The sequence below is a fragment of the Egicoccus halophilus genome (assembly GCF_004300825.1).
Lineage (GTDB): Bacteria > Actinomycetota > Nitriliruptoria > Nitriliruptorales > Nitriliruptoraceae > Egicoccus > Egicoccus halophilus.
Genome location: NZ_CP036250.1, coordinates 729,394 through 756,238 on the forward strand (window position 1 = coordinate 729,394; position 26,845 = coordinate 756,238).

The window sequence follows — 26,845 nt, forward strand, 5'->3', positions numbered from 1 at the left end:
GTCGGCCCGACGCGACGGACGAGGCTAGCGGTCCGGGTGCAGGCCCCGGCCGGACGAGTACGCTGCCGGACGATCTGCCGCGTGCCATCCGGGCACCGGGACCGGTCGCCGGGTGTCCGGGGCGTCCCGTTGCTCCGCCCCGGCACCGACCCGTTCCCGGCCGCCTTCGGCCAGCAAGCTCCCGCACAAGGACGTTGACTTGGATGTAGCCGTCATCGGAGTCGGGCACGTCGGTCTGGTGACCGCGGCCTGCCTCGCCGACCTCGGACACCGCGTCGTCGGTCTCGACGACGACGCCGCGAAGATCGAGACCCTGCTCACGGGCGGGGTGCCGTTCCACGAGCCCGATCTGCCGCAGCTGGTGCAGGAGGTCACCGACTCGGGGGCGCTGCGCTTCACCACCGACCTCGGCGAGGCCCTCGCGGACGCCGAGGTCGTGTTCGTCTGCGTCGGGACGCCGCCACTGCCGGGAGGCGGGCCGGACCTGCGGTTCGTCGAGCGGGTGGGCGTCGAGGTGGCCTCGAAGGTCGATCACGAGCTGGTGCTGGTGGAGAAGTCCACCGTCCCGGCCAACACCGGCCGTCGGCTGACGCACGTCATCCGGCGCGAACAGCAGGCGCGCGGCACTCAGGTGACCAACGTCCACGTGGCCTCCAACCCGGAGTTCCTGCGCGAGGGCGCCGCCGTGCACGACACGCTCAATCCCGACCGCATCGTGTACGGGACGAGCTCCGACTTCGCCCGCGACGCGCTGCGGCGGGTCTACGCCCCGCTCGTCGAGCGCACGGGTGCCCCGGTGGTGGAGACCGACGTCAACACCGCCGAGCTCATCAAGCACGCCTCCAACGCCTTCCTCGCGACCCGCATCTCGTTCATCAACGCGGTCGCCAACGTGTGCGACCGGGTCGGTGCCGACGTCGAGGTGGTGGCGCAGGGCATGGGGATGGACGCCCGCATCGGCCCGGCGTTCCTGTCCGCCGGCCTGGGGTACGGCGGTTCGTGCTTCCCCAAGGACGTCGACGCGTTCCTGCACCTGTCGCGGCAGGTCGGCTACGACTTCCGCCTGCTCGAGGAGGTGGGCCGCATCAACGTCGGGCAGCGCGAGGTCGTGCTCGACAAGCTGCGCGACGAGCTGTGGCACCTGGCCGGCAAGACGATCACGGTCTTCGGCGGCGCCTTCAAGCCCGGCACCGACGACCTGCGCGAGTCCCCGGGCCTGCACCTGGCCCGCGCGCTGATCGACGAGGGTGCCACCGTGCGGGTGTACGACCCGGTCGCCTCGGACGGCGTGCGCCGTGAGCTGCCCGACGTGGCGGTGTTCACCGATCCACTCGAGGCGTCCACCGGTGCCCACGCGGTCGTGGTCGCCACCGACTGGCCGGAGGTCGTCGACCTCGACCTCGGGAAGCTGGTCGCCGCGCTCGACTACCCGATCCTCGTCGACGGCCGCAACTGCCTCGACCCGGAGGCGGCCAGGGCGGCCGGACTGCGCTACCACGCCATCGGTCGCGGTCACCTCGAGCAGCACTGAACCTCGCGACCCGGTGGCCCGGTGCTGGACGTCGCCGTCCGGCACCGGGCACCATGTCGCCACGCCGTCTCCGTAGGCAGCCATGTCCACCGCGCCTGCCCCTGCTCCGCAGGAGGAGGACGTCCGGGCCCGTCCGGACGTCTCCATCGTGCTGCCCACCTACAACGAGGTCGGCCACGTCCGCGAGGAGGTCGCCCGCATCCGGGCCGCCATGGACGCCTCCGACTACACCTGGGAGATCGTCGCGGTCGACGACGGCTCGACCGACGGTACGCGTGAGTGGCTGCGTGCCGCCGTCGACGAGGAGCCCCGGCTGCGGTTGATCGAGCACCGGCGCAACCTCGGCTCCGGCGGCGCCCGCCGCACCGGTACCCGGGCGGCACGCGGACACGTGGTCGTGTGGACTGACGTCGACATGACCTACCCGAACGACGACATCCCGCACCTGGTGAAGTCGCTCGAGGTCGAGGGCTACGACCAGGTGGTCGGGGCACGCACGAGCGAGGAAGGCTCGCACAAGGCGCTGCGGGTGCCGGCCAAGTGGGCGATCCGCCGACTGGCGCAGTACCTCGCCCAGGAGGAGATCCCGGACCTCAACTCCGGGTTCCGCGCCTTCCGGCGGGACAAGGCGGTGCGCTACCTCAACCGGCTGCCCAACGGCTTCTCGTGCGTGACGACGATGACGATGTCGTTCCTCGCCGACGGCCTGGCGGTCGGCTACGTCGACATCCCGTACGCCGCGCGGGAGGGGGAGTCGAAGTTCCACTGGTACCGCGACACCCGCAAGTACCTGCTGCAGGTCGTGCGGATGATCCTCGGCTACGAGCCGCTGCGGGTGTTCATGCCCGTCGGGCTGTCACTGTTGCTGTTCGGGGTCGCCAAGCTCGTCTACGACATCACCACCAAGGACCTGCGGCTGGCGACCAACACGCTGCTGATCCTGTTCGCCGCCTTCCAGGTCATCAGCATCGGTCTGCTGGCGGATCTGGTGGTGCGCGTCACCAAGCCACCGGTCGACGACCCCCTGGCGCGCCCGACCCGTTGACGCGCCCGACCCGTTGACGCGCCCAACCCGTTGACGCGCCCGACCCGTTGACGCGCCCGACCCGTTGACGCGCCCGACCCCGCCGACGTGCCCGACCCATCGACGCAGTGGTGTCACGCTGTGCGCGCGTGTGCTCGCGCCGGCGGGCCGGCGGCCGACCATGGTGCGCGGAGGGGCGCGCGGGTCGAGGTCCGACGGTGCGGGCGACGCGGGTCCCGTCGAAGGCTCGCGTGCATGACCTCGATCCGCCGGTCCCTGCGGGGCCTGTCGCTGTTGGCCGCTGTCGCTGCCGTGCTCGGGACGGTGGCGCTGCCGGCCGCGGCCACCGACGAGGGCAGGAGCCGACTGCTGGTGACCTTCGCTGCGCCGGTGGACGCCGAGGACGCCGCCGCCGGTCTGCCGGTCGTCGACGGTCCGCACGCGCCGACGCCGGGATCCCCCGACGGGTCGGAGGAGCTCGCGGCCACCTCGGCCGTGCAGGTGCTGGACTTCGACTCCGGCGCCGACGCGGCGGCTGCCGAGCGCCTGCTCGCCCGACGGAGCGACGTCGTGGCCGTGGAGCCGGACACGCTGCTCCACGTCGCCCGCGGTTCCTCCGACCTCGGTCCCGAGGCCTGGGGTCTGCGCAACGACGGGCAGACCGTCGCCAGCCAGCGGGGCCGGGCCCGCGTCGACGTCGGCGCCACCGAGGCCTGGGGACTGGCCAGCGGACGCGGCGTGGTCGTCGCCGTCGTCGACACCGGCGTGGACCTGCACCATCCGTTGCTGCGCGACCAACTGTGGCGCAACCCCAACGCGGCCACGCCGCGCACCGATCCGGTGACGGGCCGGACCTACGTCGACGACCTGCACGGGTGGAACTTCGTCACCACCGAGACCAACCGCAACGGTTCCAACCGGCTCTACACCAGCGCCAGCCTCGACGCGCACGGCACCCACGTGGCCGGGATCATCGCCGGCGCGCGGGAGTCGGCGGCCGGCTTCTCGGGCGTGGCGCCCGACGCGCGGCTGATGGTCCTGAAGTTCCTCGAGGGGGAGACCGGCCGCGTGTCCGACGCGATCGCCGCGATCCGCTATGCGCAGGCCAACGGCGCCCACGTGATCAACGCCAGCTGGACCTCTCCGTACGATTCGCCGGCGCTGCGCACGGCGCTGCGTGAGTCCGGCCTGCCGGTCGTGGTCGCGGCCGGCAACAGCGGACAGTCGCTGGACCAGCATCCGCTCTACCCGGCGGCGTGGCGGCTGCCGAACGTGATCAGCGTCGCGGCGATCGACAACGCCGGGGCCCTGCCGGCCTTCACCGCACGCAGCCGCGAACGCGTCGACGTCGTCGGGCCGGGGGCCCACATCGTCTCGACGCTGCCGGGTGGCGGACTGGGACGGATGTCGGGCACCTCCCAGGCCGCGCCGCACGTGACCGGTGCGGTCGCGCTCGCACTGCAGCACCACCGGCACGCGTCGCCGACGCGGGTCGCGGACGCCGTGCGGGCGGGGGTGCGGCCCCTGCCGGGCCTGCGCGAGACCCGGTCGGGCGGGCTGGTGCGTGCGCCACTGGTCCTCGACCACCTTGGAACGTCCGTGCCGGCCTGTCCCCGTCCCGCGGCGGTCGCCTTCCCCGACGTGCGTCCCGGCTCGGCCCACCACGCGTCGGTCGCCTGCCTCGTCACCCACGGCATCACCGCCGGCCGCAGCGACGGCCGCTACGGCGCCACCGACGGGCTCACGCGCGGCCAGGTCGCGGCGATGGTGGCCCGGGCACTGGACCGCGCCGGCCGTATGCCGGCCGTTCCCGCTCGCGGTCGGTACCTCGACGTGCCCCAGAGCGGCTACGTGCACCGCGACGCGATCGAGGCGCTCGCGGCGGTCGGCATCGTCTCCGGTCGGACCGCGACCACCTTCGCGCCGGGTGCGATCACCACGCGGGCCGAGTTCGCCGCGATCGTGACGCGCGCCAACGAGCACCTGGCGGGTGCCCCGTACCGCATCTACGGTCCGCGGTTCCCCGATGCCGTCGGGCACGCCGAGGAAGGCCCGCTGCGGGCGGCACTCGGCCTGCGGGTGGTGGCCGGTCGCAGCGACGGCACGTTCGGGCCCGACGTGGCGGTGCGCCGCGACCAGGCCGCCAGCATGTTGGGTCGCCTGCTCGACCGGCTGGTGCAACAGGGCCTGCTCGAACCGGCCCGGTGAGCGCCGGGGGCGGGCGTCGGGAAGTGGGCGGCGTCGTACGGCGCGCGGACCCCCGTAGACTCCGCCGCCCGCACCCCCGTCGGCTGGACCTGTCGTGATCCACGTCTTCCTCGGCACCAAGGCCCAGTACATCAAGACGGCGCCGCTGCTGCGGCTGCTCGACGCGAGCGGACTGCCGTACCGGTTGATCGACTCGGGACAGCACGCTGCGCTCGCCGTCGGTCTGCGCGAGGAGCTCGGGGTCCGGACCCCGGACCACGTCCTCGCCTCCGGGCGTGACGTCACCTCGATCCCCCAGGCGGCCGGGTGGGCGGCGAAGCTGTTCGCGCGGCTGCTCGACGGCCGCCGGCTCCGCCGCGAGGTCTTCGGCGGTCACGGCGGGGTGTGCGTCGTCCACGGCGACACTCCTTCGACGTTGCTGTCGACGCTGATGGCCCGCCGGGCGGGGCTCGCGGTCGCCCACCTGGAGGCGGGGCTGCGCTCGCGGCACCTGCTGCACCCGTTCCCGGAGGAACTCATCCGGGTCGTGGTCATGCGGCTGGCCTCGCTGCTGTTCGCCCCGGACGCCGAGGCGGTGGACAACCTGCGCAGGATGCGGGTGCGCGGCCGGATCGTCGCCCTGCCGGGCAACACCGTCGCTGAGGCACTGGCGCACGAGCTGGACGCGCCGGTGACGGCGTCGGACGGCCATGACGACGCGGGGGCCGTGGTCGTCACGATGCACCGCGTCGAGAACCTCAACCGTCGCGAACGCGTCGAGTCGCTGGTGTCGCTCGTCGAGCGCCTGGCCAGCGCCCAGCCGGTGTGCTTCGTCCTGCACGGGCCGACCGTCGAGACCCTGCGGCGACGCGGCCTCGACGATCGGCTGCGGGCGGCGGGGGTCCGACTGGTGCCACTGCTGCCGCACGGTCGCTTCGTGTCGCTGCTGCGTGCGGCGCCGTTCGTGATCACCGACGGCGGCTCGATCCAGGAGGAGTGCGCGCTGCTGGGCGTGCCGACGCTGCTGTGGCGCGGTGCGACCGAGCGTCCCGACGGCGTCGGCGCCAACGTCGTCGTCTCTGGCTACGACCCGGCGACGGTCGTCGACTTCGTCACCGATCCCGACGTGTGGCGGCGTCCGCCAGCCACGCAACGCCGTCAGCCGTCGGCCGTGGTCCTCGAGGAGCTCCGACCGTTCGTCTGACCCACCCCGAATCGACCCGAACAACCGAGGGGCCTCGCGGGCCGGGGACGGGGCCTGCCTGGCCCGGTCGAGCTCGTCCGAACGGACCAGTTCATCCGACGGGACTTCGGCCGACGTGGCTACCTGTACCGCGTCCGTCGGCTCACACGGGGTGAAGCCGACGCGCCCGCACCGCCGGGCGAGGGCGACACCACAGGAGAGCAACGTGAGCAAGCCGCATCGCAGCGCGCGGGCGCTCGGAGCCGGGTTGGCGGGGGCGATGGTCCTGTCGCTGCTGCCGGCCGGAGCCGCGCTCGCCCGACCGGACGTCGACACCGTCTGTGACGACGCACCGGTGTTCGACTTCCAGGACGCCAATGTGATCGCGCCGAACCAGGCGCAGGTCGTCAACTGTCTGGCCGCCTACGGGATCACCGTCGGCGACACGGACGGCAACTTCCTCCCGGGCACCTCGACCACCCGCCAGCAGATGGCGCTGTTCGTGGCCCGGTTCCTGTCCCAGGCCGTGTACGGCACGAACGCGCTGCCGCCGGAGGCCTATCTGCTCGAGGACGCCTTCCCCGACGTCGCCGTGCTGCGCTCCGCGCAGCAGCGAGCCGCCATCAACTGGCTGGCGGACCTCGGCATCGTCTCGGGCTTCACCGACGAGACCTACCGCCCGGCTGCACGCGTCTCGCGCCAGCAGATGGCGACCTACGTGGCCGAGTCGCTGCGGGCACTGGACGTCGACCTGCCGACGGGGGTCAACCGCTTCCCGGACGTGGTCCCGGGCGCCGCGCACGCCGCCAACGTGACGGCGCTGCGCGAGGTCGAGATCGTCACCGGCTTCCGTGACGGGAACTTCCGCCCCGGCCAGAACGTCAGCCGCCAGCAGGTGGCCCGCTACCTGGTCAACGCCGCCGCGTACACCTTCGAGCAGGACCCCGAGGCGTGGGCCGGGCAGTACCTGGGCACGCCGCCGACGTTGCTGCCCATCCCGCCGGCCCCGTCCGCCCCGCCGGCCGAGCCGGTGACCTACAGCGTCGACGTCGCCGAGGTCCTCGTGCCCACGCCGGCGCAGGTCGCCTTCACCGCCGAGGTGTCGGGTGCGCAGCAGGTCGCCATCGCCCTGCTCGACGCGGACGCCGTCGAGGTCGACGAGGACGGCGTACTCACCGACGTGGGCGATGGCAGCCTCGCCGCCGCGGCGTCGGCCGTCGTGATCAACGTGAACGGTCGGTCGATCAGCGGCGGCATCAACCCGGCCGTTGCGGACGTCGACGGTCCCGTGCACTTCACGGTCGGCACCATGGACGAGGAGTCGTTCGTCGCCCTGGTGTTCGACCCGCCGTCCGTCAGCATCGAGGACGGCGCGCTGGTCGGCTCGTACGGCGTGAGTGACGTGGTGACCGTCACCAACGTCGAAGGCATCGCCCTGACCGACGAGGACGGCGCACCCGTCGCGGCCACCAGTGTCCCCGCGGACACCGAGGTCACGGTGAACGCCGGGTTGGTGGACGTCGAGGGCGAGCTCGTGCCCACCGGTGGCCAGCTCGAGTACGAGCTCGCGCGTGTCGACGGTGTCGAGCGCTGTGACGCGTTGCAGGCCGACCCGGGTGCGGCGGACGAGGACGAGGTGTTCCTGCGCGGCGCGACCACGCTGACGGACGGGGCGGCGCAGGTCGTCGTACCCGGCGGCGCCGGCGGGGACGTGCACTGCGTGCTGGCACGTTGGGATCCGACCGACGGGCCCTACGAGCGCAGCAGCGCGACCAGTGGCCTCGAGCTGGCCGGCCACGGCGCCATCGCCTACCGCGGTGCGCCGATCGCGACCACGGCGCGGTTCGCGAGCGACACGACCTTCGTGCCGGCCGGGAGCTGGTTCTTCCACGCCCTCACGGTGCGCGACCAGTACGACGCGCCGGTGGCCGGCGCCGACGTCCGGTTCGTCGCCACCTCCGGGAGCAACACCGTCGCGGAGACAAGGACCACCACGGCGGCCGACGGCGTGGCTGTGCTTCGCCGGCACGGATCCGACAACCGGACCGACGTCGTGAGCGCGGTCGTCGAGCGTCCCGGCGGCGACAGCCTCCCGGCGGTGACCGCGATCGTCCACTGGTACGACCAGTCGACCGATCTCACCGATGCGACCTACGCCTACCTCGGCTTCGACGGCGCCGCCGACCGGCTCTTCGTGCGGCCCACCGGTGCCGCGGCGTTCCCCAACTACGGCGTCAGCTACGCCGAGGTGGACATCCACCGCATCGACGGCGAGACCGTGTCGTTCGAGCAGTTCGAGGCCGCCCTCGGGACGGCCACCGTCACCGACGTCAGCATCACGGGCCTGTACACGGCCGAGGCGTCGACGGTGTTCGACCTCCGTCTCGCCGAGGACTGATCCTCCGGAAGGCGTGCGCCGACGCCGCTCCGCGTCGACGGCCCGGGCCCCGGTCGCGCACAGCGACCGGGGCTCGGCACGTCAGGCGTCCGCCGCGTCGTCGAACAGCGCCGCGCCCAGCGCCGGCGTCACCCAGTGCGCGTAGGCCACGGTCAGGTGGTGGGTGTCCCAGTAGACGAGCAGGTCGCCCACGACCAGCGGACAACGCCCCTCGGCGCACACGAAGCGGGTCGTGTCCACGAACGCGATCCCGTCGGCCGTCGCGCGGGCCCGTTGCGCGTCACGCAGTTCGAGGTCGACCGCGTCGGCCAGCGTCGGGGTGCACGCCTCCAGGGTGTCGAGGTTGCGCGCCAGGCACTCCGGCGCGACGAAGTCGAGACGTGGTGACACGCCGAACGCGACGACCCGCGTGTCGGGACTGACCTCGTGGATCCTGGACGTGGTCCGGGACTGTCCCTCGGCCAGGTTGCGTGCGTCCTCGCCCTCGAGCCGTTCGCCCTCGAAGGTGTGGGCCTCGTAGTGCGAGGCGTTGCTGACCACCAACAGCTCGGGGCGCTCGTCGGCGAGTCGCGTGAAGGCGTGCTCGCGCCAGGTGGTGCAGGCGTCACCGCGGGTGCCGTCGCGCCAGATGTGGATGTCGGCCGACGGGCACCCCGCCTTGACGAGCACGACCAGTCGCCAGCCGCGTTCGACGGCGAGGCGCTCGAAGGCCGGGAACCAGTGCGCGGCGTGGCTGTCGCCGAACAACACCAGCGTCCGCTCGGCAGCCGGGTCGCCGTACACACAGGGAGGCGACTCGACCCCGGAGGCGACGCACCCGTCGTCGTAGATCCGCGGCAGTCGCTCGCCGGCCTCGGCCAGCGGCGGGGTGAGCCCGGCGGGGACCGCCTCGGTGTCCCCGGCAGCCTCGAGGATCGTGCGCAGCGCCTCGTCGAGCTCACCGGCGACGGAGACCGGCTTGCCCGCGGCGTCCGGCTCACCGTCCGACGTGAACTGCGCCATCGCCTCCAGCAGTGCCCGCTCGCTCTGCCCGGCGCCGGTGAGCGTCGGTGCACTGATCGCCGCGACGAGGCTGAGCACGAGCGACCCCGCTGCCAACGAGGCGCCCATCGACAGCGAGTTGCGGGGCCGCGCAGCCAACCGGCGCGAGTGACGGACCGGGTCCTCGACGAGGGCGAAGCTGGCCTCGGCCAGCAGCCAGGAGGCCGCCAGGCACGCGACCGCCTCGAGCGCACGCAGCGGTCGGCCGAGCGCATGTTCGGTGAGCACCAGGACCGGCCAGTGCCACAGGTACAGGGAGTACGACAGCTTCCCGGTGCGCTGCAGCCACGCCCGGTCGAGCACCGGGGCGAGCGGGTTGCGGTCCCGGTCGCCGGCGGCCAGCACGGCCACGGTGCCCAGCACCGGTATCAGGGCCCACGGCCCCGGGAAGGTCGTGGTGGCGTCGAAGACGGCGGCCGCCCCGACGACCGCAGCCAGCCCGACACCGGCGGCGAGTCGTGCGGCGCCGGGGCCGAGCCGGGCACCGACCAGGGCGAGCAGGGCACCGGCGGCCAGCTCCCACGCGCGCGTGTGCAGCGACAGGTACGCCAGCGTCGGGTCGGTGACGCTGTCGACGACCGCCCACGCGAACGACACCAGGGTCACGACGACCAGGCCGGCCACGATCGGGCGCCGACCGCGTCCCCGGAAGGCGGCCGCCAGGCCGAGGACCAGCAGCGGCCACAGCACGTAGAACTGTTCCTCGACCGCCAACGACCAGAAGTGCAGCAGCGGGGACTCGGCCAGGTCGGCCGCGAGATAGTCCAGGCCGACCGCGACGAACCGGTAGTTGGCCAGCCAGGCGGCCGACCACAGCCCGTCGCGTGCGACCGATTCGGCCACCATCGGACTGGCGAACACCCGCGCGCCGAGCACCGTGGTGACCAGCACGAGCGTCGACGCCGGCAGCAGCCGCCGGAAGCGACGGGCGTAGAAGGTCGGCAACGCGATGCGGCCGGTGCGTTCGAGTTCGGTGACCAACCCGCGGGTGATCAGGTAGCCGGACAGGACGAAGAACACGTCGACGCCCACGTAGCCGCCCGGCAGCCAGGCGGCACCCGCGTGGTAGATCATCACCAGCAGCACCGCGATGCCGCGCAGGCCCTCGATGTCGCTGCGGAAGCGGCGAGGGGTGACGGGGCGGTCGAAGACGGTGGCGGAGGGAGCGGTCATCCGGCCTCTGGTCGTGTCGCGGTCGGTCCGTCGACGCACGGGGCCGGTCCCGGCCGGACGGGATCCGGGCCGGCGGCGCACGCGCACGCGGTCGACGCGAGCGCCGCGCTGCGGGCCACCCCCCGTGGCCGGCGAGGGTACCGCCCGCCGCCGGGCGTTCCGGTGCAGCGAGGCCCGCCCGTCGTGGCCCGGGGCGCCGGGTGACGGATCGTCGTGTGCGGGGCGCGTCGAGCAGCGAGACACCTCGGAGACACCCGGCGTCGAGACTCTCGCGTGGGGGTCCAGCGCCGGTCACCGCCCGACCGGACGGGCCCCGGTTCGTGCGCCCGACCCCCGAGGTACCTGCTCTTGTCGCTCCCGTCGTCGCTCCCGCGCGTCCGCCTCGGCTCGTGGCTGGTCGGCCGTGCCAGCCCGTGGCTGGTGGTGGTCGGCGTCGGAACGCTGCTGGGCCTGGCCTGGCTCGCCACGTACCTGGCGGGTGGGGCACCCAGCACCCTCCCGCACGCCTACTACGTCGCGATCCTGGTCGCCGCTGCCGCTCTGGGACCCGTGGGCGGCGCGGCGACGGGGGTCCTCGCCGGTCTGCTCGGAGGCCCGCTCACCCCGGCTGACGTCGCCACCGGCGCCCCGCAGCCCGCGATCGACTGGCTGGTCCGCGGCTTCTTCTTCGTGCTCTCCGGTGCGCTCGTGGGCGGCCTGGTCGCCAACCTGCGCCGTTCCTACGAGGCGGCCGTCGCCGACCGGTTCGACCGCGAGGTGCAGTTGAGCGTCGCGTCGCCCGAACCGCCCTCGGCGATCGCGCCACTGCACGAGTGGCAGGTGCGCGCCCTGCTCGAGCAGCGCGACTTCTCGATCGTGTTCCAGCCGCTGTACGCGCTCGACGACGGCCGGCTGGTGGCGGTGGAGGCGCTGACCCGTTTCCACACCGACCCGCCGGAACGTCCCGACGTCTGGTTCCAGCGGGCGACGTGTGCCGGACTCGGTCGTGACCTCGAACTCGCCGCGATCGACCAGGCACTGACGGCGGTCGCGGCCGACGGGTTGCCGCCGGACGTGGGGGTGAACCTCAACTGCTCGCCGCAGGCGCTGGCGGATCCGCGGCTGCCCGGCCTGCTCGGTCGTACGCGGCGTCCGGTCGTGTTCGAGATCACCGAACACGCAATGGTCGAGGACTACCCGGCGTTGGAGGCGGCGATGCAACGTCTGCGCGAGCACGGGGCCCGCTTCGCGGTCGACGACGCCGGTGCGGGCTTCGCGAGCCTTCGTCACATCGTCCGACTCGCGCCCGAGTTCATCAAGCTCGACATGTCCCTGACCCAGAACCTGCGCGCCGACCCGGTGCGCAGCACCTTGGCCGCCTGCCTGCTGCGCTTCACCAACGAGACCGGTCGACGCCTCGTCGCCGAGGGCATCGAGCACGCCGCCGACCTCGCGCACTGGCGTCACCTGGGTGCCCATGCGGCGCAGGGGCACCACCTCGGGCGTCCGGGCCCGCTGCCGGTGCCACAACACTGCCCGGCGATCGCCGTCGAGGCCGACCGCGGGGGCGGTGGCGATCCCACGCTCCGTTAGCCTGTGACGGACGTCCGGGAGAGGGTGGCGTGGCCGTGCTCGAGGTGCTGCTGCTGGGAGGCTTCCAGTTGCGGCTCGACGGCGAGTCGTTGGCGCCACTGCCGTCCCGGGCGGCCCGGTCGTTGTTCGCGCACCTGCTGATCCACCGTGGCTCGCCCCAGCCGCGCGAGCGACTCGCGGCCGCGTTCTGGCCGGACCTGCCCGGCGCCCGGGGCCGGCGGCGGCTGAGCCACACGTTGTGGCAGATCCAGGACGCGTTCGCCGAGGTCCCCGGTGGGTGGGACCACCTGCGGGCCACCAGCGACACGATCGCGGTCGACGGTGACGCGCCGTGCCGCATCGACGTCGAGGACTTCGAGGGGGAGCTCGACCGTGCCCGCGAGCTGCGCGACACCCTGGGCGCGGTCGACGGCATCGCCGTGCTGCAACGTGCCGTCGAGCGCTACCGCGGCGACTTCCTCGCCGGACACTACGACGAGTGGGTCCTGGTCGAACAGCAGCGCCTCGCCCAGCGCCACCTCGACGCGCTGGGTGACCTCGTGGCGCTCACCCGGTCCGTGGGGGCCTACGACGAAGCGCTCGTCTACGCCCGGCGACTCACCCACCAGGACCCCCTGCGCGAGGACGCACACCGCGAGGTCATGCGGCTGTGCACCCTGCTCGGTCGCACCAGCGACGCCCTGCGCCAGTACGAACGCTGTCGCGAGGTGCTCGCGGAGGAACTGGGCACCGAACCGGCTGCGGCCACCCGGCAGCTGCACCAGCGCATCCTGCACGAACGGCGACGGGTCGAGGGAGCGCCCCCGGGCCCGCCGGCCTCGTCCTTCCCGCAGCGGCTGCCGCTGGCCGGTCGGAACGCGGAGCGCGCCGACGGGGTCGCGGTCCTCGAGGACGCCCAGGCCGGGCGCGGCGGACTCGTCCTGATCGAGGCGTCGGCCGGCCACGGCAAGTCACGCCTGCTCACCGAACTGCTCGACGACGCCCGCTGGCGCGGGGCCAAGACGCTGCTGGCCAGTGGCCGCGGGCCGCAGGGCTCGGGCCCGTACGCGGTGGTCCGCCAACTGCTGGAGCCGGCGCTGACCCCGCTGCGGGTGGAGCAGTTGCGTCACCGGCTCGACCCGGTGTGGCTGGGGCTGGTCGCCGAGCTGTTGCCGCCGGTGGCGCGCGCCCTGCCCCCGGCACTGCGGCCGATCGCGGCGGTGCGGCCCGAGGAGGCCGCGGGCCGGTTGCGCTCGGCCCTGGTGCGGACCCTGGTCGCGATGGCGTCGCTCGATCCGCTCGTGGTGGCCGTCGACGACCTGCAGTGGGCCGACGACGCGTCCCTGGAGCTGCTGGCCGAACTGTCGGCCGAGGTCGGTGACGCCAGCATCGCGCTCCTGCTCGCCTACCGCGGTGACGAGGCCCGCCGTCGGGGACCGGTGTGGCGGACCGTGCGTGACCTCGACCGGCGACTGCGGCCGGTGCGGTTGCTGCTGCAACCGCTCGCACCCGCCGATGTGACGGCGGTCGTACGTGCGGCCGGGCTCGGGCGCGGCGCCGAGGCCGCGTTGGCGCAGCGTCTGCACCGCGAGACCGGTGGCAACCCGTTGTTCGTGGTGGAGACCCTGCGTTCCATCGCCGAGACCGTGGACGACCTCGACGTGGATGCCGGCACGCTCCCGTTGCCCGCCACCATCCGCGACCTGGTCCGCACCCGGCTGGCATCGTTGTCCAGCGACGAGCGTGCACTGGTGGAGGTCGCGGCCGTCGCGGGTGACGGCACCGGGCTCGACGTCCTGGCCGAGGCGACCGAACTTCCCCGGCGGACGGTGGTCGACGCCGCCTCGACGCTGGTCCGTCGTGCGCTGCTGCGTGAGGCCGCCGACGGGGTGTCGCTGTCGCACGAGCAGTTGCGTCGGGTGACGCTCGATGTGCTGACCGAGGCCGCCCGACGGGCGCTGCACCGGCGGGTGGGCACGGCGCGCGAGCGGCTCGAGCCGGAGGCCGTCGACCGGCTCGCGCACCACTTCGCCGAGGCCGGCGACGTCCGCAAGGCCGTCCACTACCTGCTGGCCGCCGGGCGGGCAGCGGCGGCGGTCCACGCGTACGCCGCCGCTGCCGACTACCTGCACCGGGCGGTCGTGCAGCAGCGACAGCGTCCGGCCAGTGTCGCCGCCCGGTTCGACCTGCTCGCCGAGCTGGCCGACGTCCTCGACGTGCTCGGTGACCGGGCCGCCCAGCAGTCGGTGGTGGAGGAACTGGTCGCGCTCGCGCAGGGCTCGCCCGCCCGCGAGGTCGAGGCGCTGCGCCGGCGGGCCCTGGTGCGGGCCCAGGCCGGCGAGCACGCGGCGGCCCGTCGGGACGCGCACCGGGCGGTCGACACCGCCGACACGGTCGGCGACGACCGTCGCGCGGCGCAGGCCTGCTTCGCCCTGGCCCGCGTGCTGGCCTGGGGCGGCGAGCGACGCGCCTCGCTGCCGCTGCTGGTCCGCGCGGTCCGCACCGCCGGGATCGACCCCTCCCTGGCGCTCGAGATCCGGACCACGCTGGCGTCGGTGCTGCGCGAGCTCGGCCGCTACCGCGCCGCCGCGGTGGAGCTCGACGCGATCCTCGATCGCGCGGCCCAGGCCGGCGAGCTGCGGGCCGAGGCCCATGCCCTGGGGGTCCTGGGCACGGTGCGCATGGAGACCGGCGACCATGCGGACGCCAGCACGCTGTACACCCGGGCCATCGACGGATTCTCCGCTCTCGGACTGCCGCAGGGGATGGCGATCGCGCAGGTCAACCTGGCCAACGTCCGCTACGTCCAGGGACGGATCGGTGAGGCGCTGGACGCCTACGAGGCCGCGGCCACGACGTTCGCGACCATCGACGACCGACGGGGGGAGGCCACCGTCCGGCTCAACCTCGGTGTCGTGGCCGCCGACGTGCTCGGCGACGACGCCCGCGCGTCCCGTGCCCTCGTGGCCGCGCTCGACCATTTCGCCGAGGCCGGCGACCGGGCGTTCGAGGCGGCGTGCCGGGAGACGCTCGCCCGTCTCGCCCTGCGGGCCGGTGACCTGTCCGAGGCACGACGGCAGATCGGGGCGGCGCTCGCCCTGGACGTGGCGGACGAGGATCTCCGCGGGCAGGTGCAGATCCTGTTGCGCGCCGGCGAGGTCGAGCTCGCCGCGGGGGACACGGCCGCCGCCGCCGCCGCGGTCGCGCGGGCGGAGCTGCTCGTGGGGCGCGCCGAGCTCGCCGACCGCCGCGTCGAGGTCCGCGCCCTCGAGGGGCGCATCCTGCTCGCCCGGGGCCGACCGCACGCCGCGCTGGAGGCGACCCGCGCGGCGGTCGACGGCCTCACCGGGTCGGTCGAACGCCCGGAGCTGGTGCGACTGGCCCACGCCGAGGTCCTCGCCGCCCTCGGGCACGAGGCCGAGGCGGCGACGGTCGCCACCCGGGCGGCCGACGAACTCGGCAGGTTGCTCGTCGACCTGCCGCCCGAGTTGCGTGCGCAGGCCGAGGCGGTGCCCGAGCACCGTCGGATCCTGACCGCCGCGGCGCGGTCGCCGGCGTCACGCGTGCGGCTGGTCGTCGCGGCGCGCGGTGCACCGCGCGGACGTCCCCTGCGACCGGCCGAGCGCCTCGAGGTCGAGGTGTCACTGACGACCGACGTCCCGCTCCCCGACGATCCGGTGGAAGCCAGGCGGGCGCGACTCGCCCTGGTCGTCGCGGACATCGAGGACCAGGGGGGTGCCCCGACCACCCTCGACCTGGCGGCGCTGCTCGGGGTCAGCGAGGCCACCGTGCGTCGGGACCTGCAGGCGCTGCGCGCGGCCGGGCGGCCCTTGACGACCCGGGGCAGCCGCACGGGATGACGCCTGGCCGACCCCGGACGGGGTCGGGATCTGAGGTAGTTCCGAGACACCGCACCGGCACGCTCGTGCCGTCGTCTCCCTCCCCGATCCCGCGAGGAACCCGCTCATGTCGCGTCTCAAGGCCCGCCTGACCACCGTCGCACTGCTCGCCACCACGGCCGTGCTGTCCGCTTCACCGGCGTTCGCCGGCATCAAGAACATGGGCCTGTAGTCCGGCCTCGCAACGGGGGGCGGCGCCCGGCGGTGTCGGCCGGTCGGGCGCCGACTTGAGCAGGATCCGCGGCTACGCGCGCTGACGCGTCGGATCCGCTGCCGAAGCACCGTTCGGGCGTGCTCGGCCGTACCGTCCCGCCAGCGGCCGGGCGCCACGGAGGGCGCCGCGCAGGGGACCGACGATGGCAGTGTTCGGGGCGATGGCGGTGTCCGGCGTCGGACGTGGGGTCCCGCGTCGGTTGCTGGTGATGGCGACCGCGCTCGCGCTCACGGTGCCGTCCGTCCCGGCTGCCGCTGCCACGGTCGCCGCCGACGAGACCGCGGCCGAGACGAGCGCGGCCGGCACGAGGGCGTCGGGCGCGTCCGTCGACGGGGCCGTCGACGACGGCGCGACGTACTTCGTCGAGGGGGAGCGCGCGGCCGTCGAACGCGCCGTGGGCGCGGTCGGTGGGACCGTCCTGGACCGCTTCGACGACGCCTTCGACGGCGTCACGGTCCACGTGCCGCCCGACGCGGCGCAGGCCCTCGACCGGCACCCGGCCCTCGAGGTGACCCCGGACGTCGTCGTGCGTGTGCAGTCGACCACCACCGGTGGCACGCAGACCTCGCCGCCCTGGGGCCTCGACCGGCTCGACCAGGTCGGTCTCCCGCTCGACGGGCGCTACACCTCCACCAACGCGGGCACCGGTGTGCGCGTCTACGTGCTCGACACGGGCGTGAACGCCGCCCACACCGACCTGGTGGGCCGGCTGGAGGCCGGCGTGGACCTGGTCCCCGGTGGCGCCGGCACCGACGACTGCAACGGCCACGGCACGCACGCGGCGGCGACGGTCGCCGGACACACCTTCGGGGTCGCCAAGCAGGCGACCATCGTGCCGGTCCGGGTGCTCGACTGCGCCGGGGCGGGGATGTCGAGCGCCGTCGTCGCCGGTCTCGACTGGATCCTGGCCAACCACCCGGCGGAGCGCCGTGGGGTGGTCAACCTGAGCCTGGGCGGACCGGCGAGCGCGGTGCTCGACGCCGCCGTCGCCCGCACGGTCGCGGCCGGTCTGCCCGTGGTCGTCGCCGCCGGCAACAGCAACGTCGACGCGTGCAGCCAGTCGCCGGCCCGGGAACCGTCGGCGGTCACGGTCGGGGCCAGCACCAACGTCGATCAGCGCGCGTCGTTCAGCAACTTCGGTCGCTGTCTGGACGTGTTCGCCCCCGGGCAGCAGATCCGCTCGGCCTGGGTCGGCTCGGCGACGGCGAGCGCGACCATCAGCGGCACCTCGATGGCTGCGCCGCACGTCGCCGGCGTGCTGGCGCGGGCGCTGGAGGCGGCCCCGACCCGGTCGGCCGACGCGCTCACGACGGCGATGCTCACCGGCGCCACCCGAGGGCGGATCGCCTCGGCCGGAACGGGCAGCCCCGACCGGTTGCTCAACACCCGGTTCGTCGACCTGCTGGTCGCCCCCTCCTCGCTGCCGCCGGCCGTCCTGGCCGTGGATGGACGACCGCTGCCTCCCGCCACCCGTGGCAGTGCCTTCAGCCATCGCTTCCAGGCCAACCACGCGACGTCCACGGTCAGCTGGCGCATCGTCGCCGGGACCCTGCCGGCCGGGCTGTCACTGACGACCGACGGGCTGCTGCGCGGGACCCCTTCCTCGAGCGCGGTCACCCGAACCGTGACGGTGCAGGTCACCGATCAGCGTGGCGCGGTCGCACGGCGTGACGTCCGGGTCGACGTCGCCCCGGCGGTGACGCTTCCGGTGACGAAGTTCCCACTCGGGCGCGTCGGGGACGACTACCAGCAGCGGGTGACCGCCAGCGGGGGGAGCGGTGCGCTGACGTTCAGCGTCGCCAGCGGCGCACTGCCCGCCGGGCTCCGGCTGGGAGCCGACGGGCGACTGGCGGGTCGGCCGACGGCCGCACGCACGACGACGGTGCAGATCCGCGCCACCGATCCCGCGGGACGTACGGGCTCGCGGACCTTCACGCTGCAGGTCGTGCCGCAACTGCAGGTCACCACCACCGCCGTGCCCTCCGCCCGGGTGCGTGCCGCGTACCGGGCCTCACTCACCGCGTCGGGTGGCACCGGTGGTTACCGGTGGCGGGTCACGGCCGGCACCCTGCCCGCCGGGCTGAAGCTCTCGACCACCGGGATCGTGAGCGGCACGCCGACCACGGCCGCCACGACGCGCACGGTGAACGTCCAGGTCACCGACAGCGGTGGCCGTGCCGTCGTCCGTCAGTTGACGATCCGGGTCGGATGACGTCGGGCCGGGCACCACGGCCGGCCGGGCCGTGGTGCGACGGGAGGTCGACACCGGCTCCGGTACCGGGCCGACGAGGCTCCACCGTCCCGACACCGTGCCGTTGCCCGGCGTGCCGCGATCGGCCGCCGGTGTTGCCGACGTCGCCCGGCGGCGCGTCCGGAGCGCGGTGTCCGCACGACACGTGCTGCGGCGGCGGTCTCGGACGTTGTCTTTCTTCGGCGCGGGTCTCGCGCGGCGCAGCACAGGGAACGGGGAACGGATGACGACGGCGACACGGCTGCTCGGCGCGGTGCTGGCCGGCGCGATGACGCTGACCGTGCTGGGGGCGACGCCCCCGTCGGCGGCGTCGGCCCAGACCGAACCGGCCCCGGACGCCGCCCCCGACGGTGTGCCTGCTGCGCCGGACGGGGCGCCGCCAGCGCCCGACGGGGATTCTCCGGCGCCGGGGGAGCTCGAGCTCGCGCCGCCCGTCCTCGCGCCACCGGACGAGGAGGCAGCGGAGCAAGCGCCCGATGCCGCGACCACCCAGGACGCCACGACCGCGCACGGGTCGCTGTGCCTGGGCTTCTCGGGCATCGACCGCGACAACCCCGTCGCGCAGGTGCTGCGCGGCGAGGTGGTGCTCACCAGCCGGCCGGCGGTGCAGGTGGTGCGCAACGGTCGGGTCGACTGGGACCTGGACCCCTACGACGACGCGACGTGGCGGCTGTGGTTCTCGTCGCTGCGCTGGACCGGCGCGCTGATCCGCGCCGACGACCCGGCGGCGGTGGACCGCGCGGTCGAGATCGCCCACGACTGGGTCCGGACCCACGACGTCGCCCGCCTGCGTGGCCAGGACGCCGAGGCGGTGCGCCACCGGGCGAACGTGCTGCTGTGTCTGCGCGAGCGCGTCGGCGGACGCGACTGGCTCGACCGGTCGCTGGCCGACCACGCCGACTTCCTGCTCGCCAACTACAGCGGGGACTGGAACCACGGCCTCGATGACAACCTCGCGCTGTACGGCGTCGGTTGCACCCTCGGGCGGACCGACCTGCGCCGCGCCGCCCTGCAGCGCAACGACAACCTGGCGCGGGTCGCGCTGCACCCGGGCGGCGGGAGCAACGAGCAGGCCGTCGGCTACGACCTCTACGTCAACCGGCGCTTCCGGCTCCTGCTGGACATGGCGCAGCGGTGTGGCGACCCGGTCGACGCGACCACCCGTCGGCTCGTCGACGCCATGCCCGCCTTCCTCGCCCATGCGACCAAGCCGAACGGCTACCTGCCCAACATCGGCGACGGCTACGCCTACGACCGTCCCGACGACCTCGTCGGCACGCCGATGGAGTACGCGCGCACGGCCGGGGAACGGGGCACGCCCCCCGGCGCGCGCGCCGCGATCTTCGAGGTCGGCTACGCGTTCGGGCGCAGTGGCTGGGGGCAGGGCACCCGGAGCTTCGCCGACGAGAGCTGGTGGTCGGCCCGGTTCGGCCCCGCGCGCGACGTCCACGGTCACGAGGACCGCACGTCGATCCTGTGGCACGCCCGCAACGCCGACCTGCTGGTCGACTCGGGCCACGTCGGCTACGAGACCTCGGCCTACCGGCAGTTCCTGCGCAGCCCGCAGGCCCACAACGTCCTGACGGTGGAGGGCGAGCCGTGGCGCAGCAGCCCCACCCGCCTCACCCGCTCCGAGCTGCGTGCCGGCGCGGACTTCTTCGAGTTCGACGACCGCTCGTACCCCGGCGCCCCTCGTCAGCGCAGCGTGCTGGTGGCGTCCGACCCCGAGGTGGTGGTCGTCTTCGACCGTGCCAGCACCCGCACCGACCGCACCTTCGTGCAGCGGTGGCACCTGGCACCGGACATGACCGCCACGCCGGTCGGCCGCTCGTACGCGGACGCACGCACCGCCGACGGCCGGACCCGGCTCGTCGTGCAGCAGGTGCCGCTGCCCGGCCAGCAGTTGCCGCCCGGCTCGACCCAGGTCGTCCGCGGCCGCACGGAGCCGCTGCAGGGCTGGCGGTCGTTCCGCGTGCGTGAGCGCACCCCCGCGCCCACCGTGGAGCTGCGGCGCGTCGGCACCTCGACCCAGCAGCTGACCGTGCTCGCCGCCGGAGACCCGTCGGCGGACGTCTCCACCGACCTGCGTCGTCTCGACGACGGCTGGCTGCTGCTGCGGGTGCGCGTCGGCGCCGAGTCGCTCGACGTGCGCATCAGCCCGGGTGGCTACCTCGGACGCGCGTCGGCACCACGCCACCGGGGCACGTTCGTCGACGACGACGACAACGTGCACGAGGACGCGATCGAGCGACTCGTCGCCCGTGGGATCACCGCCGGGTGCTCCACGATCGGGCCGCGCTACTGCCCCGACGCGAACGTGACGCGCGGGCAGCTGGCCTCCTTCCTCGCGCGGGCGTTGCAGCTGCCGCCGGCGACGGGCGACCACTTCACCGACGACACGGGCAGTGCCCACGAGGCGGCCATCAACCAGGCCTACGAGGCCGGCATCGTCCGCGGTGTCGGCGGTGACCGGTTCCGCCCCGACGTCCCGGTGAGCCGGGCCGCGGCGGCGACGATGCTGGTCAACGGCTTCGACCTGCCGCCGGCGAGTCGTGACCACTTCCGCGACGACGACGGCACCACGCACGAGGACGCGATCAACCGGCTCGCCGAGGCAGGCGTCACCAGCGGGTGCACGCGTGACGGTGGGAACTACTGCCCGAGCCGGAGCCTGACGCGTGGGCAGGTGGCGACGCTGCTGGTCGCCGCCCTCGAGCTGCGGTGACCGCGGGGCGGGCGCGAACGGCTCAGCCCCAGGCCCGACGCCAGGCGTCGGCCGTCGCCCAGAAGTCGTCGGCGGGCGCCTCGGGGGCGAACAGCCAGTTGAGGTACTCGTAGCCGGTGTCGCCGGTCACCGGTGCCTCGGCGTCGGGGCCGTTGCCGTCGAGGCGGTAGGTGCGGTAGCCGAGCTCGTCGAGCTGCGGCTGCAGGCGCTCCTCGGCCCCGCGTCCCGGCAGCACCTCGCAGACGAGCCACGGACGATGGTCGGCCAGCGTCCTCGCCGCCCCCTCGAGCACGTCCGGTTCGGTCGTCTCGGTGTCGATCTTCAACAGCGTCGGGGTGGCGCTGCGGGCGGCGACGTCGTCGTCGAGCCGTCGGATGCGCACGTCGATCTTGCGGGTCGAGGGGCGGAACCGCTCGTTGAGCGACGACGACGCGTCCGACTGGTCCGAGAGGTGGAAGGTCGCGGCCGCGTCCTCCCGCCCGAAGGCGAGCTGCAGGATCTCGATCTCCAACCGGTTGCGCCGTACCAGCCGGCGGCCGACCTCCACCAGCTCCGGCGTCGGTTCGACCGCGATCAGTTCGTGCGCGGGCGCGAGGCCGGCACGCACGAGCAGTCCGGCGGTCAACGCGAACACGCCGATGTTGGCCCCGATGTCGTACACCAGCCCCGCCGGCCGGTGTTGCAGCGCGGCACACCACACGGCCAGGGTGTCGGGTTCGTAGCCGGCCAGTCCGACCTCCTGCAGCCGCCGGGCGACGAACGCCCGCGGTGGGGCCTCGATCACCAGCGGCGGCAGCGGAGCCGTGCCGGCGGGGACCGGGAGCCGGGTCGTGAACCGCCGCTGGGTCAGCATCGGGGCCGGTGCCGGCCGTTGGGCTGCCTCCGGCGGGCCGCTCACCGCGGCGGCCGCGCTCGGCGCCGTCGTGCGGCCCGTGGCCGCGGTGGCCGGGCCGCCACGCCCGGGGCCGGCGCCCCACCGGCGGCGGGCACGTCGCAGCAGACCACGGGCGATCCGGACCGCGACGTTCATGGCATCAACCGTGTCCCTGGAGCGTCGGTGGGCAGGTCCTCGACGAGGATCCGCCGCCACTGCTCGACCACCGCCGGGAGGTCGAAGGCGTCGGCGACCTGCCGCCGGGCGACGTGCGCTGCCTCGTCCCAGTCACCGCCGTGGACGAGGTCGAGGATGCGCTCGACCATCGCCTCGACGTCGGTCTGGATCCACTGGTCGGCGTAGATGGTGTCGGCCCCCGGCCAGTCGCGCACCAGCGGCACGGCGCCCGAGGCCATGCCCTCGGCGGGGGAGAGGTGGAACGACTCGTCGTCGCTGGTCGAGAGCACGAAGCCGATCTTGCGCAGCCACGCCGCCACGTCGGGGCCGAACCCGTCGAAGACGACGCCGTCGCGCAACGACGACGAGGACTGCAACCGGTCCAGGCTGGCCTGCAGTTCCCGCTGTTCGTCGTGGTTCTTCCAGATCCACCAGTAGTCCCACGACAGCTTCGACTTCACGAAGAGGGTGAACCGGGGGTCGACGGCCCGCAGCCGCTCGACGACGTCGATGCCGAGGTCGAGACGCTTGCGGGTGACCGGCGACACCCCGATCATCCCGAGGTGGAAGCGGGCCGCCGGGTCCTTGGGCCGGTCGAAGGCGTGGACGTCGACCCAGTTCGGGATCGTCACCACGCGTTCGGGGGCGAAGTCGGTCAGCTCGCGGGTCAGCTTCGCGTAGTGCGGGCTGACGGCGATGACCTGGTCGACGGCGTCGTGCTGGACCTCGGCGGGGTAGCCGGTGTAGAGCTCGAAGCGGTGCAGGCGCAGGATCAGGCGCTGCCCGTCGCGCTTGTGGCGCGAGTACCAGGCCGCGTTGCGGCCGCACCACTCCAGGATCACGACGTCCGCCCAGGCCACCAGCTCGCGGGAGGTCGCCTCGTCGTGGTCGTTGAGCGACGCCCAGGTGTCGAGGCGCACCTCGACCTGGGGCAGGGCGCGGAGGTCGTCGAGGATGCGGGTGAAGAACTTCAGGTCGTGGCTGGCCACCACGACCCGCAACGGTCGCCCGCCGTCGCGGGTGAGCTCGGGCGCGTCGGGGAAGACCCGGTCGAGCTCGGCGCGCAGGTCCTCGCTGGCACGCCGCAGGGTGTAGGCCGCCGCGGCCGTCCGGCAGCGTTCCGCGGCCAGCTTCCACCGCTCGCCGTCGCGGGTCACCTCGACCAGCGCGTCGACCACGTCGTCCTCGCTGGCGGCGAACAGCGGGTAGTCGGCGCCGAGCAGGGCCTCGTGGGCCGGCGTGCGATTGAGCACCACCGGCAGGCCGAGCGAGCCGTACTCGAGCACCTTGGTCGACAGCTCGAGGCTGGCGTCGAGCTCCGCGTCGCGCCACGACAGGCCCACGTGGGCGAGTGCCGCCTGCGCCATCGCCTCCGCGCGTGGCCGGCCGCCGTGCCAGACCACGCCCGGGGCCTGCTCGAGCCCCTCGCGCATGCGCTGCGGGAAGTCGGGCAGCACCTCGTCGCCGCGGTGGATCTTGTCCCCGACGGCGTGCAACTGCGCGGTGACACCGTGCTCGGCCAGGCGGGCCGGCAGGCGGGTCATCTCGAGGGTGTTCCACCGGCGGGCGAACTTGCCGATGTAGACCAGCTGCAGGTCCTCGGGCGTCGGGGGCTCCTCGGGCGCGGCGACCAACGCCTCGGGCACGATCGGCGGGAACAACGCGGTCTTGCCGCAGGTCGCCGGTACGCCGTGCTCGAGGAAGCTGCGCAGCTCCTCGGTTTGGCACAACACGATCCGTGAGGCGTCGGCGATCTCCGTGAGCGGGGCCACGGCCTCGTCGGTGAGCTCCACCACCGTCTGCGGGATGTCGGTCAGATACGTCCACAGCCGGCCGTGCAGACGCCCGTCGGCCACGACCTCGCGCACGAGCCCGAACCCCCGCAGCACGACCAGGTCGAAGCGCTCCTGCGCGTCCAGGGAGGCGGCGAGCGCGGCGAACTGGGCCGGGGTCAGCTGCCGTTGCCCGAGCCCGGGGACACTGCCCTGGTCGTGGGGCGCATGCAGCACGACGCGGTCGTGGTCGGCCAACGGTTGCAGCAACCGGTCGGTGGTCACGGCCGCCTTGAGGACCAGGGTCACCTCCACGCCGGCGTCGGCGAGCGCCAGGGCGGTGGACTGGGCCCACACGGCGGAGCCGTCGATCACGTTCATGTCGACGTCGCCGTAGAGCAGTGCGCGCAGCCGGCGGGTCACGGGCGTCCCTCGTCGGTCGGAGCGTCGGCCAGGTGGATCGGCGGGACGCCGAGCGTGCGCCGTCCCAGGGGCATCGCACGGTCGCTACCGCCAGCACGACGGCCGACCAGCGCCGAACGCAGCAGCGTGCCGGTGGGCGGGAGGTCCTCGGTCGGACCCAGCCGGCCGGCGAAGCCGACGACGTCGGGGCGCGGCCCGAGCTCGGCCGCCAGCAACAGCTCGTGCAGGTGGTCGGGGTGCAGGCGGGTCCCGGCGTCGAGCCGCACCGTCCACGGGGTGTCCACGGTGGACGGCAGCGCCCCGTCGGCGCGTGCGGTCGCGACGACCTGGATCCCGGCCGCCTCGAGCTCGGCGAGCGCCCGGTCGCGGTGACCGGGGCGCACCCCGCGGGCGACCAGCACCTGCGGGCGGTCACGCTGTGCCAGCACGCCGTCGATCAGGGCATCGGGGTCACCGGGGGCGCGGTCGTCGACGACCGCGTCGTGCCCACCGAACTCGGCCACCACCGTGACCGCACGCTGCGGGGCCGGGTCGAGCGCTCCGCCGACCGCGCTTCCGAGGCGGCGCAGCGCGGTGTAGGGCGAGGCCACGGCCGCCAGCCGACGCAGCTGCCGCCACCGTTGGGCGTCGTCCATCGGTTCGGCCGCGAGTGCTGCCTCGAGCGCCCCGGGGAGCTCGTCCGCGCCGGTCACCACCGTGACGAGCTCGCCGACCAGCTCCTGCAGGGCCGGATTGGGACCCGTGATCACCCGGGCACCGGCGAGCAGCGCGGCCAGGGTCGGGCCGAGCGCATCGGTGCCGTCGGGCGCGACGGTGAACGGCGAGGCGAGCACGACCGCGGCGTCGGCGTAGACGGCGGAGGCGTCGTGCGGATCGGCGAGGGCCAGCTCGGCGCCGGTCTCGACGGTGATGTCGGCCAGTCGGGGGTGGTCGAGGACGTCGACGACCACCCGGGTGCGGGCGCGCTGGGCGGCGACGCGTAGGGCGTCGCGCAGCAGGCCGACCGGAGCGCGTGGGCCACCGGTGTGCACGTGGACGACCCCCCCGCCGGCCGCAGCGGCGTGGTGGGCGGCGAGGTCGAGCGCGTGCAGGTCGGCGCCGGGTGTCCACGCCGGACCGAGGCGACCGTCGGCGGAGAACACGACGTCGCAGGTCGCGGCGACGGCGCGCAGCAGGGGCAGCGCCGCGGCCGGCGCGTCCCACCACCACACCGTCGGCACGCCCGCGGACGAGGCGGTGGTCAGCAGTCGGGCGAGGTCGCGGTCGCGCTCGACGGACACGCTGGTGCCCGCGCCCGCCCACGGCGAGCCGCGCAGCACCGCGCTGGCCTGGACGACCAGGGCGGCGGGCCGCAGACGCTCGAGCAGCAGGTCGGCGTCGTGGGGCAGCAGGGTGGTCACCGACGCGTGCCGGCCCAGCAGGGTGGCCAGACGCGGGGTGCCGACCAGCGCGAGGTTGGGGGCCACGTCGGCCGTGTGCGCGACGCTCAGGCCGTCGACGAGCCGACGTCGCTCGGCCGGCTGCGGGCCACGCGCGTCCGCCGACGTCGCGTCGGGCGGACCCGTGCCGTTCCCCGGCACGGTCACCGACGCCGAGGTCCCCCGGTCGCGGACGGCGCGTGCCACCTCGCGCGGCAGGCGCGTGACGGCCTTCGGGTTCTTCGACGTGCGCACCAGCGCGTGTCCGACGCGGTAGCTCGTGGACGCCTCCATCTGTGCCAGCCTGCGACGGGCCTGGCGTAGTTCGCGCTCGAGCGAGCGTTCGCGTCCCCGCCGCTCGGAGGCGTCGTCGCGCAGCCGTTCGAGCTGCCGCTCGAGCTGTGCCAGCCGGTCACGCAGGTGGCCGGCGTCGTCGACCTGTCCGTCCTCGTCGGCGTCGAGCCGGGCCAGCAGCAGCGGCACCAGTGCCCGCTCCAGCACCCGACGGTTGTCCTCACCGAGGTCGTCGCCGTCCTCGTCGCGGACCGCGACCAGGGCCCCGGGCGCGAGCTCGTAGAGCAGTTCGCCGAAGGCGAGGACCCGCCAGCCGGCCTCCGCCAGCGCGCTGCCCAGGCCCAGCACGGGCAGGGACTCCGGCGGACCGAGCAGCAGCACGAGGGCACGGGCACCGGGCCCGGCGTCGTCGAGGTCGCCGGCGACCTCGGCCGGGTCGCCGCCGACGCGCAGCCGGGTCACGAGCAGGCAGGACGCGTCCCGCGCCGCGGCGAGCGGGGAGGTCACCGGCACGTGCGCGACGTCGGCCGGCAGGCCCAGCACGCCACGCAGGTCGGGGTCGCCCGGGTGCAGGTCGAGGGCGTGGCCCACGCCCGTCAGGTGCGGGCGCAGCAGATCGACGGTGCGCAGCGGTCGTGCGGGCGAATGGCGCATGGTGCGGGCGGTTCCTCGCGGCGAAAACGACCGTCGCCACCAGCCGGCGGCGACGT

Annotated in this window: 13 protein-coding genes; 9 read left to right on the forward strand and 4 right to left on the reverse strand. The window is 74.3% G+C overall.

Annotation, left to right across the window (positions count from 1 at the left end; translation table 11 throughout):
• The first annotated feature begins 199 nt into the window (after positions 1–199).
• From ELR47_RS03445 to ELR47_RS03465, 5 genes are all read left to right on the forward strand, one after another.
• Positions 200–1,531, forward strand: a complete 1,332-nt coding sequence (locus ELR47_RS03445) for a UDP-glucose dehydrogenase family protein (RefSeq protein WP_130648616.1) — start codon at positions 200–202, stop codon at positions 1,529–1,531.
• Between the two features lie 82 nt (positions 1,532–1,613).
• Entirely contained in the window at positions 1,614–2,576 is a 963-nt protein-coding gene (locus tag ELR47_RS03450) for a glycosyltransferase family 2 protein (protein WP_130648617.1), read from the forward strand.
• Positions 2,577–2,810: 234 nt separating this feature from the next.
• Positions 2,811–4,763, forward strand: a complete 1,953-nt coding sequence (locus ELR47_RS03455; protein ID WP_130648618.1) for a S8 family serine peptidase — start codon at positions 2,811–2,813, stop codon at positions 4,761–4,763.
• A gap of 94 nt (positions 4,764–4,857) precedes the next feature.
• Positions 4,858–5,946, forward strand: coding sequence for a UDP-N-acetylglucosamine 2-epimerase (locus tag ELR47_RS03460; RefSeq protein WP_130648619.1), 1,089 nt, complete (start codon positions 4,858–4,860; stop codon positions 5,944–5,946).
• Positions 5,947–6,151: 205 nt separating this feature from the next.
• Positions 6,152–8,323 (forward strand): S-layer homology domain-containing protein, encoded by a 2,172-nt coding sequence (locus ELR47_RS03465; RefSeq protein WP_130648620.1) that lies wholly within the window; start codon positions 6,152–6,154, stop codon positions 8,321–8,323.
• An 81-nt stretch (positions 8,324–8,404) separates the two neighbouring features.
• Here the strand turns inward: ELR47_RS03465 and ELR47_RS03470 are convergent, their stop codons facing one another.
• Positions 8,405–10,537, reverse strand: coding sequence for an acyltransferase family protein (locus ELR47_RS03470; RefSeq protein WP_130648621.1), 2,133 nt, complete (start codon positions 10,535–10,537; stop codon positions 8,405–8,407).
• A gap of 348 nt (positions 10,538–10,885) precedes the next feature.
• Here ELR47_RS03470 and ELR47_RS03475 point away from each other — a divergent pair, with 348 nt between their 5' ends.
• From ELR47_RS03475 to ELR47_RS03490, 4 genes are all read left to right on the forward strand, one after another.
• Positions 10,886–12,109, forward strand: a complete 1,224-nt coding sequence (locus ELR47_RS03475; protein ID WP_165403818.1) for an EAL domain-containing protein — start codon at positions 10,886–10,888, stop codon at positions 12,107–12,109.
• Between the two features lie 29 nt (positions 12,110–12,138).
• On the forward strand, positions 12,139–15,948 hold the full coding sequence (locus ELR47_RS03480; protein WP_130648623.1) for a BTAD domain-containing putative transcriptional regulator: 3,810 nt from the start codon (positions 12,139–12,141) through the stop codon (positions 15,946–15,948).
• 395 nt (positions 15,949–16,343) lie between these two features.
• Positions 16,344–18,413, forward strand: a complete 2,070-nt coding sequence (locus ELR47_RS03485) for a S8 family serine peptidase (RefSeq protein WP_130648624.1) — start codon at positions 16,344–16,346, stop codon at positions 18,411–18,413.
• 262 nt (positions 18,414–18,675) lie between these two features.
• Positions 18,676–21,177, forward strand: a complete 2,502-nt coding sequence (locus tag ELR47_RS03490) for an S-layer homology domain-containing protein (protein ID WP_165403819.1) — start codon at positions 18,676–18,678, stop codon at positions 21,175–21,177.
• Positions 21,178–21,199: 22 nt separating this feature from the next.
• On the opposite strand, the gene ELR47_RS03495 is transcribed toward ELR47_RS03490, so the two are convergent.
• Genes ELR47_RS03495 through ELR47_RS03505 form a run of 3 tightly spaced genes read right to left on the reverse strand, consistent with a single transcriptional unit; the run spans position 21,200 to position 26,789 of the window.
• Positions 21,200–22,207, reverse strand: a complete 1,008-nt coding sequence (locus ELR47_RS03495) for an FkbM family methyltransferase (RefSeq protein ID WP_130648626.1) — start codon at positions 22,205–22,207, stop codon at positions 21,200–21,202.
• Positions 22,204–24,423: a glycosyltransferase gene (locus ELR47_RS03500; RefSeq protein WP_205745419.1), complete on the reverse strand. Its 2,220-nt coding sequence runs from the start codon at positions 24,421–24,423 to the stop codon at positions 22,204–22,206. The genes ELR47_RS03495 and ELR47_RS03500 overlap by 4 nt, the downstream gene beginning before the upstream one ends.
• Positions 24,420–26,789, reverse strand: a complete 2,370-nt coding sequence (locus ELR47_RS03505) for a hypothetical protein (protein WP_130648627.1) — start codon at positions 26,787–26,789, stop codon at positions 24,420–24,422. The genes ELR47_RS03500 and ELR47_RS03505 overlap by 4 nt, the downstream gene beginning before the upstream one ends.
• Positions 26,790–26,845: the final 56 nt, after the last annotated feature.